This window comes from Pseudomonas sp. MF08831 (genome assembly GCF_059862645.1).
Map to the genome: position 1 here is coordinate 136598 of NZ_JCBCUX010000015.1, position 18016 is coordinate 154613.

At 56.9% G+C, this 18016-nt stretch carries 19 protein-coding genes and 2 pseudogenes; 14 read left to right on the forward strand and 7 right to left on the reverse strand.

Annotation, left to right across the window (positions count from 1 at the left end; genetic code table 11):
* Window positions 1–43: 43 nt before the first annotated feature.
* Both AC19YS_RS26135 and AC19YS_RS26140 read right to left on the reverse strand, forming a co-directional pair.
* Window positions 44–1249: an FAD-dependent monooxygenase gene (locus tag AC19YS_RS26135; protein WP_500602979.1), complete on the reverse strand. Its 1206-nt coding sequence runs from the start codon at window positions 1247–1249 to the stop codon at window positions 44–46.
* Window positions 1249–1761, reverse strand: a complete 513-nt coding sequence (locus AC19YS_RS26140) for a MarR family winged helix-turn-helix transcriptional regulator (protein WP_200625497.1) — start codon at window positions 1759–1761, stop codon at window positions 1249–1251. Before AC19YS_RS26140 ends, AC19YS_RS26135 begins: the two co-directional genes overlap by 1 nt.
* Before the next feature lie 180 nt (window positions 1762–1941).
* Between AC19YS_RS26140 and AC19YS_RS26145 the strand changes: the two genes are divergently transcribed.
* Entirely contained in the window at window positions 1942–2160 is a 219-nt protein-coding gene (locus AC19YS_RS26145) for a DUF4287 domain-containing protein (protein ID WP_200625498.1), read from the forward strand.
* Between the two features lie 9 nt (window positions 2161–2169).
* Here the strand turns inward: AC19YS_RS26145 and AC19YS_RS26150 are convergent, their stop codons facing one another.
* On the reverse strand, window positions 2170–2691 hold the full coding sequence (locus AC19YS_RS26150) for a DUF2867 domain-containing protein (protein ID WP_500602980.1): 522 nt from the start codon (window positions 2689–2691) through the stop codon (window positions 2170–2172).
* Window positions 2692–3041: 350 nt separating this feature from the next.
* Here AC19YS_RS26150 and AC19YS_RS26155 point away from each other — a divergent pair, with 350 nt between their 5' ends.
* From AC19YS_RS26155 to AC19YS_RS26170, 4 genes are all read left to right on the forward strand, one after another.
* Window positions 3042–3227 (forward strand): hypothetical protein, encoded by a 186-nt coding sequence (locus AC19YS_RS26155; protein WP_500602981.1) that lies wholly within the window; start codon window positions 3042–3044, stop codon window positions 3225–3227.
* Between the two features lie 43 nt (window positions 3228–3270).
* Window positions 3271–3573, forward strand: a complete 303-nt coding sequence (locus AC19YS_RS26160) for an ArsR/SmtB family transcription factor (RefSeq protein WP_119740110.1) — start codon at window positions 3271–3273, stop codon at window positions 3571–3573.
* A gap of 65 nt (window positions 3574–3638) precedes the next feature.
* Window positions 3639–4613, forward strand: coding sequence for a zinc-dependent alcohol dehydrogenase family protein (locus AC19YS_RS26165; RefSeq protein ID WP_500602982.1), 975 nt, complete (start codon window positions 3639–3641; stop codon window positions 4611–4613).
* A gap of 31 nt (window positions 4614–4644) precedes the next feature.
* A complete protein-coding gene (locus AC19YS_RS26170) occupies window positions 4645–4983 on the forward strand; it encodes an antibiotic biosynthesis monooxygenase family protein (protein WP_169366880.1) in 339 nt (112 codons plus the stop codon).
* Between the two features lie 265 nt (window positions 4984–5248).
* Here the strand turns inward: AC19YS_RS26170 and AC19YS_RS26175 are convergent, their stop codons facing one another.
* The 3 genes from AC19YS_RS26175 to AC19YS_RS26185 form a co-directional block, all read right to left on the reverse strand.
* Complete coding sequence (locus AC19YS_RS26175; RefSeq protein ID WP_500602983.1) at window positions 5249–5662, reverse strand: ASCH domain-containing protein; 414 nt, start codon at window positions 5660–5662, stop codon at window positions 5249–5251.
* Between the two features lie 132 nt (window positions 5663–5794).
* Window positions 5795–6706: an enoyl-CoA hydratase-related protein gene (locus AC19YS_RS26180; RefSeq protein WP_500602984.1), complete on the reverse strand. Its 912-nt coding sequence runs from the start codon at window positions 6704–6706 to the stop codon at window positions 5795–5797.
* Window positions 6707–6799: 93 nt separating this feature from the next.
* Window positions 6800–7537, reverse strand: a complete 738-nt coding sequence (locus AC19YS_RS26185; protein WP_106579044.1) for an SDR family NAD(P)-dependent oxidoreductase — start codon at window positions 7535–7537, stop codon at window positions 6800–6802.
* A gap of 266 nt (window positions 7538–7803) precedes the next feature.
* Here AC19YS_RS26185 and AC19YS_RS26190 point away from each other — a divergent pair.
* Both AC19YS_RS26190 and AC19YS_RS26195 read left to right on the forward strand, forming a co-directional pair.
* Window positions 7804–8172, forward strand: a pseudogene (locus tag AC19YS_RS26190) (LysE family translocator); the annotation flags it as partial.
* 196 nt (window positions 8173–8368) lie between these two features.
* Window positions 8369–9970 carry a hypothetical protein gene (locus AC19YS_RS26195; RefSeq protein ID WP_500602986.1) on the forward strand — a complete coding sequence of 534 codons (1602 nt, stop codon included), beginning with the start codon at window positions 8369–8371 and terminating at the stop codon, window positions 9968–9970.
* A 1086-nt stretch (window positions 9971–11056) separates the two neighbouring features.
* On the opposite strand, the gene AC19YS_RS26200 is transcribed toward AC19YS_RS26195, so the two are convergent.
* On the reverse strand, window positions 11057–12556 hold the full coding sequence (locus tag AC19YS_RS26200) for a hypothetical protein (protein ID WP_500602987.1): 1500 nt from the start codon (window positions 12554–12556) through the stop codon (window positions 11057–11059).
* Window positions 12557–12704: 148 nt separating this feature from the next.
* Here AC19YS_RS26200 and AC19YS_RS26205 point away from each other — a divergent pair.
* From AC19YS_RS26205 to AC19YS_RS26235, 7 genes and pseudogenes are all read left to right on the forward strand, one after another.
* Window positions 12705–12980 (forward strand): annotated as a pseudogene (locus AC19YS_RS26205) (LysE family translocator); the annotation flags it as partial.
* An 82-nt stretch (window positions 12981–13062) separates the two neighbouring features.
* Window positions 13063–14172 carry an SEL1-like repeat protein gene (locus AC19YS_RS26210; protein WP_500602988.1) on the forward strand — a complete coding sequence of 370 codons (1110 nt, stop codon included), beginning with the start codon at window positions 13063–13065 and terminating at the stop codon, window positions 14170–14172.
* A 51-nt stretch (window positions 14173–14223) separates the two neighbouring features.
* On the forward strand, window positions 14224–14610 hold the full coding sequence (locus AC19YS_RS26215; protein WP_106579041.1) for an ester cyclase: 387 nt from the start codon (window positions 14224–14226) through the stop codon (window positions 14608–14610).
* 15 nt (window positions 14611–14625) lie between these two features.
* A complete protein-coding gene (locus AC19YS_RS26220; RefSeq protein ID WP_237266733.1) occupies window positions 14626–15663 on the forward strand; it encodes a helix-turn-helix domain-containing protein in 1038 nt (345 codons plus the stop codon).
* A 110-nt stretch (window positions 15664–15773) separates the two neighbouring features.
* Complete coding sequence (locus AC19YS_RS26225) at window positions 15774–16235, forward strand: hypothetical protein (RefSeq protein WP_106579039.1); 462 nt, start codon at window positions 15774–15776, stop codon at window positions 16233–16235.
* 80 nt (window positions 16236–16315) lie between these two features.
* Window positions 16316–16798, forward strand: coding sequence for a VOC family protein (locus AC19YS_RS26230; RefSeq protein WP_119740095.1), 483 nt, complete (start codon window positions 16316–16318; stop codon window positions 16796–16798).
* A 233-nt stretch (window positions 16799–17031) separates the two neighbouring features.
* Complete coding sequence (locus tag AC19YS_RS26235; protein WP_500602989.1) at window positions 17032–18009, forward strand: alpha/beta hydrolase; 978 nt, start codon at window positions 17032–17034, stop codon at window positions 18007–18009.
* The last annotated feature ends 7 nt before the right edge of the window (window positions 18010–18016 follow it).

The following is an 18016-nucleotide window of genomic DNA, read 5'->3' on the forward strand; positions in this document are numbered from 1 at the left end:
GGGTATAAACCACCATACGCCTATACACCTCAAAGAAGGTCATTCATTTGAATTGACGTTTCAGGGCATAGTCCGGCAGGTCAATGGCGTCAGCCTTGGGGGAAAGAAACTTGCCAAGCAGCTTTTTAAAAACAGGCGCTGTCGCCAGCCGCAATACGGCGTGGCCGAGCGCTATTGCAACGCGCGAATGAGGTGATGCCAACCGCGGTGCAAATTTGGGCACGCCTTGCGCTTGAGCCACGTAGGGCCGCATCAGGGTTTCATAGGCGGCGAACGCTTGGGTGTGATCTGCATGGCGCCCCAACTCGCCAGCCAACACATACGCCCCGCACAGGCCCAGGCTGGTGCCCATGCCACTGATGGGCGAGGCGCAATAGGCTGCGTCGCCCACCAGTGCAATACGGCCCTTGGACCAACGGGGCATTTTGACCTGACCTACCGCTTCCAGGTAAAGGTCGGTTGTGTCATTCAGCCCCGCCAATACGCGGGGCGTCTCCCAACCGGCGTCGGCAAAGCGTTGCTTGAGCAAGGATTTCTGCGCGTCTGGTGCGAGTTTTTCGTAGCCGTTGGGTGCTTGCTGAAACGACAAAAACGCCCGCGTGGTGCCCAGGTTGTCTGGGCGTAAACACACACAGCGCCCGCCGGGAATGTTGTACCAGCGCATGATCTGGCCGTCGCTTGGCTCACGCGGCAGGGTGAAATAGGCGGTGTATACATCCAGCGGGCGGCGCTGGACTTCGCTGCCGAACACGTGATTGCGCGTGGTCGAGCCAATCCCTTCCGCCACAATCACCAGGTCGAAAACCTGCTCGGTCCCCTGTGCAAAGCGCACATGCACCTGCTGGCCATCGTCGTGCAGGGTTTCAATGCTGTCGCCAAACCGATACGTGGCCCGGTCCTCGCTGTGCTGGATCAACAGCTTGGCGAGTTCGCCACGCAGAATCTCCAGTTCAGCGATTGGCCCTTCGCCGTCAAAGTCGTTCACGCCGATGAAGGCCTTTGTCCGGTTATGGCGGTCAACGAAGGCAATGCCTTTTTCGTGGGTTGTATTGGCCCGAATCAGTTCCTCCAGGCCCATGCGCTGCACCACAACGCGGCCCGCACCCCGCACGTCGATCGTCTGCCCACCATCGCGAAAAGCCGGTGCCCTTTCCACCACTGTGACGTGCATGCCCTGCCGGGACAGCCAATACGCCAGCGCTGGGCCGGCGACACTGGCGCCGGTGACAAGAATCTTTTGGGGTTTCATCAGGCCTCCTGCTGTGGATTTGAAGCGGCGCTGCTGCCCGGCAACGTGCTGCGGTAAACCTCGATCACCTGGCCAAGAAACGCCTCGACTACCGCGCGCTCCTGGCCCCCAAGCGCCGCCAGTACGGCGTTCAGGCCGCTGAGCATTGGCGCAATGTGCTGATAAGCCAGGGCCACCGAGGCGGGAACCGGACACACCATCACGCGGCGCTTGTCATCAAGCTGGCGCTCACGAATCACATGGCCGGCACGCTCCAGGCGGTCGATGACTTGGGTGATGCCGGCGGTCGTCACCGACAGGCGCGAGGCAAGCTCGGTCGGTGGCAACGGGCCGTCCGTGATCAAGTGCTCCAGCGCCGCCATGTCGGTCTGGTTGATGGACAAAGAATCGGCAAGATGGCTGGCGGCTTTGCGCGTCAGGATGGCGATCTGTTGCAGCTGCTGCGCAACAGCATCGCTGGCGATCTGCAGGCCACGTGGGTCGGGGACGGGGACAGATGCGGATGGTTTCATGCGTTTGGCTGCTCTGGATCGCGAGGTGGCAGCCACACTAGCATATAGCTAACTTGCTTAGCTATCTTCCAAAAATGTCGAACGGGTATCCATGGGCAGGCGAAATCCCTCACGTTTTACTAGCCTGAGTTCAGGCGAGAATCCCCTCGCTGACCGTAGGCACCAAAGGGAGCGTGCAGCATGACCGACGACACAACAACAAGCGGGCCGGCGTCGTACTTCCCCGCCATTGAAAAAAAGTATGGGCAGCCCATCAGCCATTGGCTGGACCTGCTCAAAACCGTCAATGCCCAGAAGCACATGGAAAGGGTCGCCTGGCTTAAAACCGAACACGGCATGGGCCATGGCCACGCCAATGCGCTGGTGGCGTATTACGCGGCGATGGAAAAAGGCGACTGAGCCGCCGCCCTACCCTTCCAGGCTGCGTTTGAGTCGCTTCAGGTCACGGTTGACGATCAGCTTGTGCACCTGACCGACCGGCACCATATAAAAGCGGCCAAAGGCGTTATGAATGACCACCGATGAAGTGATCGTGAACACACGATCGCTGATCGACAGGCAGATCATTACATCCAGATGCCGGTCGCGCTCGGTCAGCACCAGCACGTCGGGAGCGCTGTGCTCCACCAAAAAGAAGTCCAGCCGCTCGCCGACCTGCACACGCTCTCGCCGCGTGCCGGAAAACCCGCCAATACGTTTCACACCAAACAATGCGCAAATGGCGTCCCTGATCCCAAACGCCATGCGCAGGAATAGCCCCGGTTCGGCCGTCATGATGTTCCAGGCTTCAAGCGCGGTGACATCGACCGGCAGCAGGATCGACCTGCGATCGTAATAATCCAGGTCGCCCGGCAGGCGCAGTGTGTGAACAACATCGGTGCTCGCCAAACAGTCTCTCCTTGAAAGGTGGCCGCGGTTGAATGTGCTCAACCGCAAGCCTTACCGCAATTCGTCCAATAGATGTGACGCGCCTGGCTGTGCCTGAAAACGGCAGGACGCCGCTTGCCGGGCAGAGATTATTTTGCGCGTGCGCTCAAGTAAAGCGCCAAATGGCCTTGAAGAATGTGGGCGCAAGAATGCGCTGCCATCGCCTTCCTGAGCTGGCAGCGCCTGCCGCATGACTTATAAAGAGGCGTTATCCATGCCGGGCTGGCCCTGCCTTTTTGTCGCCCTGCAGGCTTCCCGCGGCTCTGGGATCAGGTGCTGCATGCCTTGGTGCCCGGCGGCGTGTTCGTCGGGCATCTGTTTGGCGCACGCCTAGCTGGGCGACGCGTACGCACATGACCTTCCACACCGAGCAAGCCATTCGCGCGATGTGCGAGGGCTTGGAAATAACGCGGCTTCGTGAGTCGCACACATCCAGCACAAACCCTTCCGGCCTGCTCAACGGGCACCGTTTTGATGTGATCGTTCGCAAGCCTTCTCATCCGCTGTCGGCGGCCCTCAGCTCAAACTTAGGCGGCTGACTCGCACATTGACATATCGGTAAATCCCGATACTATCGGGCGCATGGACCTACTCGACATATTCAAAGCCCTCTCAAACCGCACGCGACTCGATATCCTGCAAGGTTTGAAGGATCCCGAAAAAAACTTCCCCGCCCAAGACGAGGGAGACGTTCATACCGTGGGCGTCTGCGTCAGCAGCATCCAGGAAGGCGTCGGCCTTTCCCAGTCGACCGTGTCTGACTACCTGGCGACCCTGCACCGCGCAGGCCTGGTTGAAATCCGCCGTATCGGCCAGTGGACCTACTACAAACGTAACGAAGCCAACATCCGCGCGCTGACGGAGATCCTAGGGAAAGAACTCTAGGTTTTTTTTCATCGCATTATATCGATATTTCCCGATATCCCTTTTTACCGAAACGAGGTCATGCAATGAAAGCGATGATTCTTAAATCCTTTGGCGGGCCCGACGCGTTCGAACTCTGCGACGTGCCCAAGCCCGTGCCCCATACGGGGCACGTCCTGGTGCGCGTACACGCCACCGCCATCAACCCACTGGATTACCAGGTACGACGGGGTGACTACGCCGACGCGGTGCCACTGCCAGCCATTACCGGCCACGACGTGTCTGGCGTTGTCGAAGCCATCGGGCCAGGTGTGACCGCCTTCGCCCCAGGCGATGAAGTCTGGTACACCCCACAAATATTCGACGGCCCCGGCAGCTACGCCGAGTACCACGTGGCCGCCGAAAGCATCATTGGCAAAAAGCCTGCCTCGCTCAGCCACCTCGAAGCCGCCAGCCTCAGCCTGGTCGGCGGCACTGCGTGGGAAGCACTCGCCGAACGCGCGGCGCTCAGGGTTGGCGAAAGCGTGCTGATACACGGTGGCGCGGGCGGCGTCGGCCACGTGGCAATCCAGCTGGCCAAAGCCATCGGGGCAAGGGTGTTCACCACCGTGCGCGCGGCCAACATTGAGTTTGCGCGAAGCATGGGCGCTGACGTGATCATCGACTACGAAAGCGAGGATTACGTCGAGGCCATCCTGCGCGAAACGGCGGGCCGCGGCGTCGATGTGGTGTTCGACACCCTCGGCGGCGACACCTTGTCACGCAGCCCCGACGCGCTCGCACAACGGGGCCGCGTGGTCTCGATCGTGGACATCACGCAGCCGCAAAACCTGGTTCAGGCCTGGGGCAAAAACGCGGCCTATCACTTTGTGTTCACCCGACAACATCGCGGCAAGCTGGACGAGCTGAGCGCATTAGTGGAACGCGGTCAGCTGCGGCCCCACGTGGGCGCGGTTTATTCGTTGGCCGACATCGCGTTGGCCCATGCCCGGCTGGAAAGCCGCCATAACGGTGTTCAAGGAAAAGTCGCGATTGCCGTCGTGCCATCGCTCATCGCGTGAGCACCGTTGAACTCATTTTTGGAGGAACACCATGATTTATGAAATCGCCCAGCTCCCGGTTTACACAGAACAGGTTGAAGCGTTCAGGCGCGCATTTACCCAGGTCGAGCCGTTGCTGTGTCGAGCGAAGGGCTATTGCGGGCACCTGCTCGCACAAGGCATTGAAACGCCGCAGGTGTTCAACTTGATCGTGAAGTGGGCATCACTTGAAGATCACACGCCAGGGTTCGAGGCGAGTGAGGACCATCGGCTGTTTATGCTGGGGTTGGAGACCTATTTCGCCGACGAACCAACGGTTTACCATATCGAAGGCGCAGCCTTTGTCAGGCATATGGGCAACGCCGATGCCCCGAGTAGTTCGTGGTTTTAAGCGCCTTGCCTGGTGTTGATTGTCAGCGGTGAAATGATCCACGTGCGTCGTCGCCATTGCGGCCCCAACGCACGCATCGCTCGACGCCTACCGGTGTAATTAAGGGCGTTGGTACGGCCAGCTTTTCTGGTGCTCGCGGGCAGTCTGGAGTGGGATGAGGTGCAATTTCCTGAAAGGCAGTTGTCGGCCCAAAGCAGACATTGCCACTGAAAAAAACAAACCGTTGCTAGCACGCCAAAAACCGTTGGCGGGATAACGTTGTGCTTTACACCACTTCCACCAACTCGAATTCTTCTGCCACAAGCTCCATCGCCGCGTCGAACGAGCCCTCCCGTTGAAAAAAAGCTTTATGACCCTGCGCCCAATACCCGAGGCTGAGATCCCCTTCGCCTTCCTTTCTCGCAAACGCTTCATTCACGTCGCAGTAACGAATGATACGCAGCGAAACAAGCCTGATGACACATACCGGCTCGCCCTGACTGTTGAGGATGATGCTGTAACCACCAATCGCTGACGAATCATCTTGATAGTTAAATGATGAAAGTGAGCAACATGACGCTGTTTTAATGCCCTTAGCTACACGGTCAGCCAGCTCATCTGCCATCTCTGGAGTATCCCCAAATGCCCATGCACTGGCTTTGGGGTACCTGATCTTTAAATCGTCAATCATGCGCATCATTCGTTCAAACCTTATCGTTGACTGCAACGTCAGCACCCATTCGCGAATGATTAGCCCGGCACCCTTGATCGAGTTGCACCGCCGCCGGTAATGGCGCGACCCGCTCAGCAGGTCGCGCCCTAGGCGACAGTTTTAATTGCCGTGATAGACAGGTAATCGCCCTTCAGCCTCTGCCTTGCGCCCCTCCTGGAAGTCGTTTGACTTATACAGCGTTGCGCGTTGCGCATCCAATTCCGACAGAGCGCCGGCTTGCACCGGGTCGATGACGTGATGCGCAGAGGCCAGCGATGCCTTGATCCCTAAGGGGCCATTGGCGGCGATCCTGTTTGCCAACTCGATAGCTTTGTCGAGGGCTGACTGTGGGTCAGGGATCTCCTGCACCGTGCCCATGCGATAGGCTTCACGGGCGGTCCAATGATCGCCCGTCAGAATGTAGCGCATGGCATTGGCCCAGCCGGCTTCGCGCACGAATCGTACTGTCGATCCACCGCCCGGGAAACGACCATGGGTGTTTTCATCCTGTCCGAAGTCAGTGTTGTTCGCCGCAACCCGTATGTCGCCGACAAGAAACAGCTCATGCGCCATGTTCCAAGTGTCGCCGTGAACCGCCACGATCAGAGGCTTGGTGAGATAGGGCATTTTCTTGCCGAGCGGGTCGATCAGCCCCGCACCGAGCGTAGGTCCGCCCGAGCTGGCAACCGCCTTGAAGCCCTCAACGTCAAGGCCCTGCGAGAAATTGTCGCCGTGCCCGAACAACACAGCGGCACGCAGTGAAGGATCATGGTCGTAGTCGTAATACGCCTTGGCGAGGGCCAGGTACGCTTGCGGATCAAGCCTGTTCTGGATATCGGGTCGGTTGATACCGATCAATACAATCTTGCCACGTCGCTCGACGGTAATTTTGTGAGCGGCACTGGTCGGGATATCGACCAGGGTGACGTCGTCGGGGCGTGTTTTGACGTCGTCGCCAGATTGCGCAATTACAACGCCGGCGAATAAGGACAATGCTGAGAACATGATGATCTTGCGCAATACTGTTTGCATCGATACATCCTTTGGCGAAGTTGGCTGTGCGAATGGGTTTGCCGCGCCAATCAGATAACGCGGCCGTCCCCACTCGGTGCTCAAGTTTTCAGTTCAGTACTGCGAGACACCGCCATCGACATCGAGCTCGATGCCGGTAACGTAAGCACTGTCATCAGAGGCGAGAAATACGGCCGCTTTGCCCAAGTCTTCCGGGCTGCCCAAGCGGGACAGCGGAATGCTGCCAACAAGGCCGGCACGCGCAGCCTCGGGAATCAGCGACTGCAGTCCTGGGGTAAGCGTATGGCCGGGGCTCAATACGTTGATGCGGATGCCCAGTTCCTTGGTGTCCAGTATGAAACCGCGCGCCAGGTTGCGGACGGCCGCCTTGGTCGATGAATAGACGGACATACTAGGGATGCCGATCGAAGCGGCGATTGAACCGGTGAATATTACCGATGCGCCTGTTCCCAGAAGCGGTAGCGCTTTCTGCAGGCCGAACAGCAGGCCCTTGACGTTCGCATTGTAGGTCTTGTCGAAATGCTCCTCGGTAATCTCGCCGAGCTTCATGAACTCATAGAAACCCGCGTTCAACGCCAGTACATCAATGCGCCCGGCTTTTTCCTTGATGCGCGCGTACAGCGCGTCCAGGTCGGCAAGCTTGCCCGCATCGCCTTGAATGCCCACCGCACCGTGGCCAATCTCAGCGACCGCGCGGTCGAGCTCAGGTTGACGCCGGCCCGTGATGAACACGCGAGCGCCTTCATTGGCAAACGCCTTGGCGATACCGAGGCCGATTCCGGCGCTGGCACCCGTGACAACCGCGACCTTGCCTTCAAGTTTTTTGCTCATGTGGCGTACCTTCAATCTGGCTTGCATTGCGCCGCTCGCCCATGTGGGAACGACCCGGCGAGGCGCCAGGCTGGCGCCACAGCGGGAAGATTGAAGGAGGCAATGAACCCCCTGTAGACGGCAACCGGGACTAACATTCATACCGGAATGGAATGCTGGTTACTGGTATAGATCGGCCCGCTTGCGCCGTTCGCCGCAACGCGCAGATTGTCCAGCCAGCTCAACTGCCCTTATCCTCAACGCTCCCCGCCCAACCCGGAGCCGCCATGGACCTTGCCACGCTCGCCCTCTTCCTCCCCGCCTGCTTCGCCCTGAACATGGCGCCAGGCCCGAACAACTTGCTGTCGGTCAGCAACGCCACCCGCTACGGCTATCGCACGTCTTGCCTCGCCGGTGCTGGCCGCTTGCTGGCCTTCGCCGGCATGATCGCCCTCGCCTCGGCGGGCCTGGCGGTGGTGCTGCAAACCTCGGAGTTGTTGTTTTACGCGATCAAGATTCTGGGCGCGGCGTATCTGTTTTATCTGGCGTTTCAGTTGTGGCGGGCTAATCCGCAGGCAGAGGCTGAATCGGCGACGGCCAAGGTGGGTTTGTGGGCGTTGGCGCGTCAGGAGTTTCTGGTGGCAGCGGGCAATCCTTATGATTGCCAATATGAATTGAAATCCTTAAAGCGCTGCCTACCTAAGTGGACATGCTTCAGCAAAACATTCTCTCAGAATTTTTCTAACTCAAATCCAGGGGCTTCCTCACCCCGCGTGGATACCTTAACCTACCAATCATCACCATTTAAGAGCCTGGCAAATGGTGTTTTCTGAGTAGCGAGAGGTCAAGGGAATGCAGACATATACAGAAGAAGAAGTTCAGGATCTTACCGATAGAGTCTTCCTCATGCGGGATCGACTCGAAGCAGGAAAAATTCACTTCGCCGCCCATTTGGTAGAGGGTTTCAGAAGGAGTTTTGAAGCAATACAGCTTCGTCCTGACGGTCTGGTGGACCCTACAACGGTTGACGGGAGAATCCGCGCATCTACGCTCGCCATTAAAGCGTTCGCTTATCGTGATGAAGCCAAGCAATCCATAAGTCTCCTTAAGATTCAATCTTTATACTTCGATTTCCTCTTTCGAGAATTTGGGCAATTCTACAACCCAATGGTCAAAGCGGGGGCAACCCCTGCTAATACTGCAGCGTATATAGTAAAGGATGACAAGCTGGTCGAAAGTATTGGTTCTGTCTTATCTGATCTCGCTGCAGGTTTGGCCGAGTTCTGGACCTCAGTGGCAGATCCCTCAGCATTTCACTTACAAGACGGGCGGCAACTTAAAGCTACCTTTGCAGGAGATCTTTTCCCTGCGCACTGGGAAAATGTAATTTCAACGGCTGGCTTATATATAGATACTATAGTATTACCGTGCCCCGTAATGCGAATTGCCCCCTTGGCGGATTCCCTTCCTAATAAAAAAGTCGTGGAGCTTTTGCTCAAGCATGTTCTAACGGCAATGACATATAAAGATCTTGCTATCGCCGACATCGATCCGCCCATGGTAATTATATCGCCAAACCCAAAAGATATTAATGCCGATGATCGCATCGAATTGGCAGATCAAAGCAAGACACTTGCGTGCAAACATGCTAGCTACCTATTCGGCCGCAAATTTGACTCCACCGAGCACCTTGCTGAATACTGCGCTCACTTATCCACAGTCGAGCAGGTCGTCGCCGAACTTAAAGGCAAAGATCGGCTAATATTTGACACGAACTGGGGAAGAGACCCACGAGATCAGTTACGGAGGACAATGAAAGAGAATTTATTTCCGGGGTTGGATTCCGCTGTTGCTGGCAACCATGTTCTTTTTGCATGCCTTGGACGTATGCCGCAAGCATTGGCCACCCAACAATGTGCCTCCCATTATGGCGGAACTCCTTTTATAGGAGTGGATACGTCATGGAGATACTTTAATTGGATGCTGGAATACCAGGGAAGCTCTGAAGGTTACCCTCAGGCCGAACGCGAGAGCATGCATATTGTTCGTGCCTTGAGTGCAGAGGCTGAAAACAATCTTCAGTGGTTAGGAAAAGTCCCCCCAGAAACAGTGCTAAAAATACGCAAAGCCGGATTGGCTGAAGAACTAAGATCGATTTTAGGACATGGCATAGCGGAGCTTATCAGTATTAAGCCAGATAACTACTACAGGACAGCTGACCAGGTTGTAGAAAACCTAGATCGTGCATTTAGAGTTCATCAGGCCTCGCTCAATGAAGCTCGCATAAAAAAACTAAAACTGTACGGTATTGACGTTGCTTCTTGCTTAGCTGTAGGAGCAATTGGCGTCGCTGCTGCATTCACAGGAAACGTTGCATTAGGAGCCATTGGTAGTGTTTTAGGGGTAGCCGGACTGCCTAACATCAAAGATATAAAACAAAGTTTACTGATCTAAAGGCCCAAGAAAACGCACGAAATAGCGCGCCAACAGGAATGCTTTTCAAACACATGAGGTAACCTTTGAATGGTGACTGTCACTCAACTCGATCAAGCGGCTCATGATAGCGAGCTAAGAACTCACTAGCATAACACCCCCAACACTTAAATTCTTTTCAGCTCTTTCAACTAAATGCCAACTTATAAATCATCAACAACCAATCTGCTACCTTGCGAATCTTGCCACAGACTTTAACTCTATTAGTTCAGGCGCATCAAATATGAAAGTATCGGAAACAGGCTTATCAGCCAATGATCTTCTACTAGCGGGCTATCCTCCCCTGCTCAGCCATATTCTCAATGGAAAGGAATACGGACCGCTCCTGAGAGGTCCGAATGTCCATAGAAATAGGGAAAAATGGCGAATACTTATGAAGGAGTTGACTGCGTATGCCCCTATGGATTGTGCCATTGCCGAACGTTTTCACACCAATTGGCATGTCTCCCACCATTACATTCGAGAGCTTATCGCTGACGACGAGTAATTGACAGATATGCTCTGGACGTGGCTACCTCGTTATAAAGGGCATGACCTGGCGCTATACCGTGGCGAGAATATCGATCGCCTCGAACGCGGAATAATTGGTACCGCATGGAGTAATAAGGAGACGACAGCCCATATGTTCGCTAGTGGATGGAACGCCAAGGGTAAAGGTGGCGTGATCTTGGAAACCACTGCAGCAGCAAGTGCAATAATTGCCGGGCCGTCGGCTCATAGTATTCGCATGGGGGAGCACGAATTCACCGTCGATCAGCGTAAACTGGGTACTGTAATTCGTAAACGATACTTTCCTCCGCCCCTGTGAAAGCCAACGACGACAGTGACGAGCGTGGAAATAGAAACGGACCTTTCCGAGTCGAAAGCGACCATCTATCAGCGGAAAATCAAGCTAGCGAATCGTAACCCTGACGATGGCCAATCTAAAGTTCGCCGGTAGTCCGATTTCGGCCAGAAGCAGTCGCTCAATGTTGTCTATCAAACCAGAGGCGATTCAGTCAGAATGACAACAACTTTTCCTTATTGACCTCCCTTTTCGTCCAGTGCCTAGACACCTGCACGGATTTCTTCTAGCAGGTCGCTTAATACAAAATTCAAATAATCGTTGCGACAGGTTTCTAGCTCTTTGGGGAAGTTCGTTTGGATGAATGGCATCACCATCCATCCCTTCTGGTTTTCGTTAGCCCTTTTGCTAAAGAATTCCTTTGCACCCACCTGTGTGATCACCTGAAAGGCCGTTTCGTATTCCTCTACCGACATAACGGTGTATGGATACAGGTCCACAACGTCGCGAGAAATTTTTGCCTTTTCCAGCAGACTTAGCACGGACTCTTCGAGTCTTTCGTAGGCCTTCGGCCCAAACAGGTTCCAACTGACCAGAGTCACGACTACAGGGAAAAGAGATCGGTCCCCAGGTTGCCACCCGGTGTATCCATTGGTGATATCCTCAAGGTTCTTGTAATTCTGAACGACGTATCGAGCCAAAACGTCTATCTCGCTATACAAGGCTTGATTGTCCAACTGGTAGCGAGCTTTGAGGTTTAGTCGTTTGGATTTGCATTCGACCAGAATTGCTCCAGTCGCGTCATAAACGAGTAGATCAACCCCGTGCTTTACATTTTTTCCGACGTTATAGGGTTCAGGTCTTGCGACTTTGATTAAAGATCTAGATTCACATCCCGTATTTAAGATATTGCTGACGTCATGTACGTACTCCTCAAAAGCGTCGCCGTACGCCTGCTCGTAGCCTTGGATTTTGGCGATATCAAAAAAGAGCCCCTCCGAAAATCTATACATTAGGTAAAAGGGCATGGGGCAAATTACGATATTGGGGGCAGCTTGATCGATGACAATCAGCGGCGTGCTTACGAGCGGGTTAATTGTATACGACCAGTTTTCGTTGTACTCCTGCACGCTTAGCGTCCGACTCTTTAGGTCGCCAAAGTTAAGTACCATCTTTTCTAGAAAAACATCACGTTGTTCATCGCTGATTCCAAACTCCGTGTAGTCCTGCTTCATATTATAGGTATATTTGCTGAGGAAATGGCCAGATATCGATATCCCTAATGTATAGAACTGTTTGATAGAAAGAGTGGTGCCTTTCATCAGAACAGCCGCGAGATCCGGTGTATTGTATATTTTCAGATGGCGAGCAAGCATCAGGTGCATGTTTGTACGCCATAGCGTTTGTTGCTGATAGCCGCGCTGTATCTCTTGGTAAATCGTTCTTTGAAGATCTGTGCGGCTTTGGGTGTCTGATACCCGCCGGATGGTATTGATGGCCGCTGCCAGGTGGCCTGTATTGTAGAGGTCCTTCGAGCCATTACCATCAGCGTGCAGAATAATTTCACGCGTTAAAATATCCAGCTCCCAAGGATGCACTACGTCCTTCAGGGAGGCCTTACCGAGCTTACTCATACGAGCGAACTGCGGAGGCAACGGTTTGTCATGCTCTAGGTTTCCGAAAAAACTCCAGATTTTTATGAGGGACTCGATACGGTTCAGCTTGGCGGCAAAATTCCGCATGGGTTTGTACGCGCTGTACATTTGGTCGTCCCTGAAAAGTTATGCGCCATCATAGGCTCGGTGCTATTGCGCTTGCTATATCAGATCCGCGATCCCCCGGCGCTCCTGGCCGATTTCTGCCTGTCGCCACCCGCAGCTACGGGTCGAAAGCGGCATCCAGCAGCTTGGATTCAAGCTGGGCACCAGCAACCCGAAGGCTATCTTGATCTTCACGGCCTTCCTGCCGCAGTTCGTGGTGCCAGGCCAGCCGATCACGCCACAATTTGCGCTGCTGGGCGCGATGTTCCTAGTGCTGGAATGGATCGCCATCAGCGCCTATGCCTACATGGGCCTGCACATGCGTCGCTGGTTTGCCGAGCCACGCGGTAAACGGATTTTCAATCGATGCTGCGCAGGGTTGTTGTCGGCAGCGGCGACGGTGCTGTTGATGGCGCGTCGCGCTTGAGGTCGCTGCGAAACAGCGAGTGATGCCATCGCTCGCAAGCACCGCTACACTGCCCACCTGCACCTCACGAATGGATTCGACATTGCGCCGCTTTGCCCTACCCCTCGCTTTACTGTGCTTTGGCCTGCTGGCCTATTGCTTAGTCGCCTTGGCGATCAGTCTGTGGCGCAGCCCCCACAGCCCCACACTGTTGATGGGCGCCTTCTACGACGAAGGCATCATCGTCGATAAAAACCCGGTCAAGGCCGCAGAGTGGTATTTGCGCGCGGCGGAAAAAGGCGAGACCTTCGCACAGTTCAAAACCGGCTTTTTTTATTTTTTCGGGCGCGGTGTAGCCGTTGATCACCGCAAGGGCCTGGAGTGGATCACGCTATCAGCCGAGAAAGGCAACTCTGAAGCCCAGTTTTTTTTGGGGGATGCAAACTACGGCGGCGTGGAAATGCCGCGCGATAGCGCTCAAGCCGCGGTGTGGTATCGCAAGGCTGCGCAGCAAGGTCATGCCCGCGCCCAGCAACGGCTTGCCGACGCCTATTTCAGAGGCATTGGCGTCGAGCAAAGCGACCGCAAGGCATTCTACTGGGCGCGCAAAGCCAGTGCGCGAGGCGATGCTGAGGGCCAAACGCTGTTGGCGACCTTTTATTTCACGGGCGTAGGCACGCCGAAAAACCCTCAGCAAGGCATCCAGCTGCTGACCCAGGCCGCCCAGTCAGGCAATAGCGAGGCGTACGAATGGCTTGGGATGGCCAACCTGAATGGCATCGGCACCCCCAAAGACGTACCCGCCGCCATTGGGTGGTATACCCGCGCTGGCGACGCGGGCCGGGCCAAAGCGCAGTACATGCTTGGCTCTCTATACAGCAGCAGCGGTGCAGTGCCCGCAGACTATCCAACGGCGAACCGATGGCTGCTCAAGGCCGCGACACAAGGGTACGCTTACGCAACAGCGACCCTCGCCGAGCATGTGGATACGGGAAAGGGCTTTGAACCCAACAAGCTCAAGGCATGCGGTCTCGTGCGCGTGGCGCTGAATCAAAAGCTGTCCGAGTACGAGGACGATTTACGCGGCCAGCTTGAGCATGAGGAAAAAGCCTTGTCCGCAGAACAACTGGCCGACGTCGCGGCGCTGGAAGCCCTCTATTCAACCCCGCAAGGGCTTGGGCAATTGCTGGGTGATATAACCAGCGCGCCATAGACTCACACAAGGGCAAAGTCGATGAGTGCTTTTCAAAAAGGAGAACACGCCATGACCCGCAACCAGCTCGCCGACCTTTACCGAGGGTATATCGACTGCCTCAACCGCCAGGGCTGGGAGCGCCTCGGCGATTTCGTGCACCCGCAGGTGACCTACAACGCCACCCCCGTCGGCCTTGCCGGCTACCGCGCGATGCTGGAGCGGGACTTTCGCGAGATCCCCGACCTGGTGTTCCGCATCCAACTGCTGGTCGCGGACCCGCCCACCGTCGCCAGCCGGTTGAACTTCCACGTCACGCCCACAGGTGAATTTTTCGGCTTGCCGATCAACGGCAAGACGGTGACCTTCGATGAAAACGTATTCTACGAATTCGTCGACGGGAAGATCGCGCACGTCTGGTCCGTGATCGATAAGGCGGCGATCAAACAACAGCTTTAATGGATGGAGCCGCTTGTGGAGAACCCGCTTTTCACCTTTACCACTCAACCCTACCCGCCGCGCCAACGCTTTGAAGTGTGGCGTGAGGAAGTGAATGCGATCTTCGATATCACCATCAGCGAGCCTGAATCCGCCGCCTTCAATTACCGCCTGGCCACCGGTTACCTGGGTTCGTTATTGATGGGCTGCGGTGCCTGGGACGGTGCCGGCGAGCCGGTGCCGTATCGGGTCAAGCGTTCCACACACATGATTCGCCGTGACAGCCTCGACCACTATTACCTCTGCCTCGGCCTGTCTCACACGATTAATGGCACGGCAGGCCGCACCACGCTGGCGGCGGGTAACTCGCAGATCTACATCCTGGACCTGGCCCGTGAACTCGATTGCCTGATCACGGCTGGCGATACCGTGATCCTCACCATTCCTCGCGACTTGCTGGCGCAAAGCCTCGGCTACAAAGACGTGCATGGCCAGGTGCTGCAGGGCGGCTTGAGCGAGCTGCTCGCAGACCATATGCGCGCGTTGCAACAGCGCCTGCCGCGCCTGACACCCGAGGAAATCCCGCACGCCCAACAGGCGACGCTGGCCATGATATCGGCAGCCCTGGCGCCGACAGTGGCCAACCTGCAAACCGCCGAGCAAGCGATCGACCACACCCTGCTCAACCGCGCCCGTCGCTTGATTGAACAGCACCTGCGCAGCCCGGAATTGTCCCCGGCTTTCCTGTGCAAACACCTGGGTATTTCGCGGGCGCAACTGTATCGGGTGTTCAGCCAGGAGTCCGGCGTGGCGGCGTATATCCAGCAGCGCCGGTTGAACCGCGCGCGGGTGATTATCCAGAGTGATTCCGGCGCGCGGCAGCGGGTGTCGGGGCTGGCCTTCCAGTTCGGGTTCAAGAGTGATGCGCACTTCAGCCGCACCTTCAAGCAAGCCTTTGGCTATTCGCCGCGCGAGGCCCGGGAGTTGAGCGCCGCGGCCCAGGCGCCGGAACGCGTGAGCCGCCACACCGGGTTCTCGTTACGCAACATCCTGGGGCAGATGAAGGCGGTCTGAGACACCCAGGCAAGTCATTGAGACGCGGGGACAGGAAGATTTTCTCCGCGTGTTTTTCACCGTTTTATCATTGGCCGACGTTCAAAAGCCCTGACTAAACGGAGAAAATCATGGCCCGTCGTACTGTTATCGCAACGCTTGCCACCGCCCTCTTGCTGACGGGTTGCGCCAATGGCGTCAACGGGCTCAGCAGCTTGAACAACCTGTCATTGCCGGGTATCCAGGGCAAAGCCGGGCCGGATATTTCGCTGTTCGATACCACGTATGTCAGGACGCACATCATTTCTGGCAAGACCACCTCCCAACAGCTCAAAGCCCTGTATGGCGAACCGCAGGATCAGTCGATTTCATCCGACGGCACCGAAACCTGGAACTACGCGCCCTCCACCACCCAGAACGCATCCATGCGCCACTTGCTCGGGCTGGTCTCCAACCGTATCCCCGGCAATACCTACGACAACGCCCTCGACACCCGGCGCACAGCCATCGACAACCTTGCACCGCAGCAACAGAGCCGCCGCCTGAACATCCACCTCAACAATGGCGTGGTCAGGGACTACAGCATTCTGTAACAGCACCGCCCGGCAGTTCTGCCGGGCTCGCTTCAGCCCTCATCTAAACTCCACGCACCCTTGATACGTGGAGCCCTGAAATGACCCACAAAAATACCCTGTGCCTCTGGTACAACGGCACCGCCCTGGAAGCCGCGACCTTCTATGCCTCCCTCTTTCCGGACAGCGCCGTCAAGGCCGTGCATCACGCCCCAGGCGACTACCCGGCAGGCAAGCAAGGCGACGTGTTGACCGTCGAGTTCACCGTCCTGGGCATTCCCTGCCTGGGGCTGAATGGCGGCCCGGCATTCCCACACACAGAGGCGTTCTCCTTCCAGGTGGCGACGGACGATCAAGCCGAAACCGACCGTTATTGGCACGCAATCATCGATAACGGTGGCCAGGCCAGCGCATGCGGCTGGTGCAAGGACAAGTGGGGGCTGTCGTGGCAGATATCCCCGCGCGTGTTGACCGACGCAGTGACCCACCCCGACCCGGTGATCGCCAAGCGCGCCTTTGACGCGATGATGACCATGACCAAAATCGATGTGGCCGCCATTGAGGCTGCAGTGGCCGGGCGCTGACTCGTGTAGCAAACGGGCTTGTCCTGGCGAGCGGGCTTACTGTGGCGAGCGGGCTTGCCCCGCGTTGGAGTGCGAAGCGCTCCCAACTCAAACGCCCCGGTATAACTGACAGATCCCATCAGCAGGTTCTGGGCCTGCTGCGCCGCCCAACGCGGGGCAAGCCCGCTCGCCACACCGGCCCACGTTCTGGCATCCTGCCCCCCCCAAAGTCGTCGAATGCGAGCTGCAAGCCCATGAACCACGGCGTCAAACTTGACCCTCGCACGATCCCAGTGCCGCAATCAATCAGCCCTCAAGCCCAGGCCACACTGCAACGCCTGGTCGGGGCTGACGGTGTGCCCCTCAACGCGCTACACGCGATGCCCGCGCCCGAGGACCATGACGGCTGGCGCCGCCTGCAGGCTGCCGTGGCTCAGAACTACACCAGCGCCAACGCGGGGCAAGCGGCGTCGCTGCGGGCCAGCCTGCACACCATCAGGGTTGAAAACGCCAGCGTGCATGTCGCCACACCAGCGTCTGCCACGCCTTTTGCCTACATCGACCTGCACGGGGGCGCGCTGGTGTTCGGCGGCGGCGAAAACTGCCGCCTCGCGGCCGGCAGACAAGCCGATCTGCACGACGTGATCTGCTATGGCGTGGACTACCGCATGCCACCCGACCATCCCTACCCCGCAGCGCTGGATGACTGCCTGGCTGTCTATCGGCACGTTCTCAAGCATCACGCGCCGCAACAGATCGTGATCGGTGGCCGCTCAGCGGGCGGCAACCTTGCGGCGGCCATGGTGTTGCGTGCGCGTGACGAAGGTTTGCCATTGCCCGCTGGGCTGGTGTTGCTGTCGCCGGAAGTCGACCTCACCGAGTCCGGCGACAGCTTCCAGATCAACCGCACCGTCGACGTGGTGCTGCCCAACCCGTTGATGAACGTCAATCTGTTGTATGCCAACGGTGCGGACTTGTCTCACCCGTACCTGTCACCGCTATTTGGCGATTTCACCCAGGGTTTCCCGCCAACTTTTCTGCAAAGCGGCACCCGTGATCTGTTTCTGTCCAACACCGTGCGCCTGCACCGCGCCTTGCGCCAGGCGCGGGTAACGGCGCAGTTGCATGTGTTCGAAGCCATGCCGCACGGCGGTTTCATGGGCGCGCCGGAAGACGCGGAGCTGGCCAACGAGGTCGCAGAATTTGTCCGTGAGCAGTTAAAGCGGGGTTGACACATTC

Excerpts from the sequence above, each read along its gene's own strand:
- AC19YS_RS26135 (WP_500602979.1), bottom strand. The coding sequence starts at position 1,249 with ATGAAACCCCAAAAGATTCTTGTCACCGGCGCCAGTGTCGCCGGCCCA.
- AC19YS_RS26140 (WP_200625497.1), bottom strand. The coding sequence starts at position 1,761 with ATGAAACCATCCGCATCTGTCCCCGTCCCCGACCCACGTGGCCTGCAG.
- AC19YS_RS26145 (WP_200625498.1), top strand. The coding sequence starts at position 1,942 with ATGACCGACGACACAACAACAAGCGGGCCGGCGTCGTACTTCCCCGCC.
- AC19YS_RS26155 (WP_500602981.1), top strand. The coding sequence starts at position 3,042 with ATGACCTTCCACACCGAGCAAGCCATTCGCGCGATGTGCGAGGGCTTG.
- AC19YS_RS26160 (WP_119740110.1), top strand. The coding sequence starts at position 3,271 with ATGGACCTACTCGACATATTCAAAGCCCTCTCAAACCGCACGCGACTC.
- AC19YS_RS26165 (WP_500602982.1), top strand. The coding sequence starts at position 3,639 with ATGAAAGCGATGATTCTTAAATCCTTTGGCGGGCCCGACGCGTTCGAA.
- AC19YS_RS26170 (WP_169366880.1), top strand. The coding sequence starts at position 4,645 with ATGATTTATGAAATCGCCCAGCTCCCGGTTTACACAGAACAGGTTGAA.
- AC19YS_RS26175 (WP_500602983.1), bottom strand. The coding sequence starts at position 5,662 with ATGATGCGCATGATTGACGATTTAAAGATCAGGTACCCCAAAGCCAGT.
- AC19YS_RS26180 (WP_500602984.1), bottom strand. The coding sequence starts at position 6,706 with ATGCAAACAGTATTGCGCAAGATCATCATGTTCTCAGCATTGTCCTTA.
- AC19YS_RS26185 (WP_106579044.1), bottom strand. The coding sequence starts at position 7,537 with ATGAGCAAAAAACTTGAAGGCAAGGTCGCGGTTGTCACGGGTGCCAGC.
- AC19YS_RS26195 (WP_500602986.1), top strand. The coding sequence starts at position 8,369 with ATGCAGACATATACAGAAGAAGAAGTTCAGGATCTTACCGATAGAGTC.
- AC19YS_RS26200 (WP_500602987.1), bottom strand. The coding sequence starts at position 12,556 with ATGTACAGCGCGTACAAACCCATGCGGAATTTTGCCGCCAAGCTGAAC.
- AC19YS_RS26215 (WP_106579041.1), top strand. The coding sequence starts at position 14,224 with ATGACCCGCAACCAGCTCGCCGACCTTTACCGAGGGTATATCGACTGC.
- AC19YS_RS26225 (WP_106579039.1), top strand. The coding sequence starts at position 15,774 with ATGGCCCGTCGTACTGTTATCGCAACGCTTGCCACCGCCCTCTTGCTG.
- AC19YS_RS26230 (WP_119740095.1), top strand. The coding sequence starts at position 16,316 with ATGACCCACAAAAATACCCTGTGCCTCTGGTACAACGGCACCGCCCTG.
- AC19YS_RS26235 (WP_500602989.1), top strand. The coding sequence starts at position 17,032 with ATGAACCACGGCGTCAAACTTGACCCTCGCACGATCCCAGTGCCGCAA.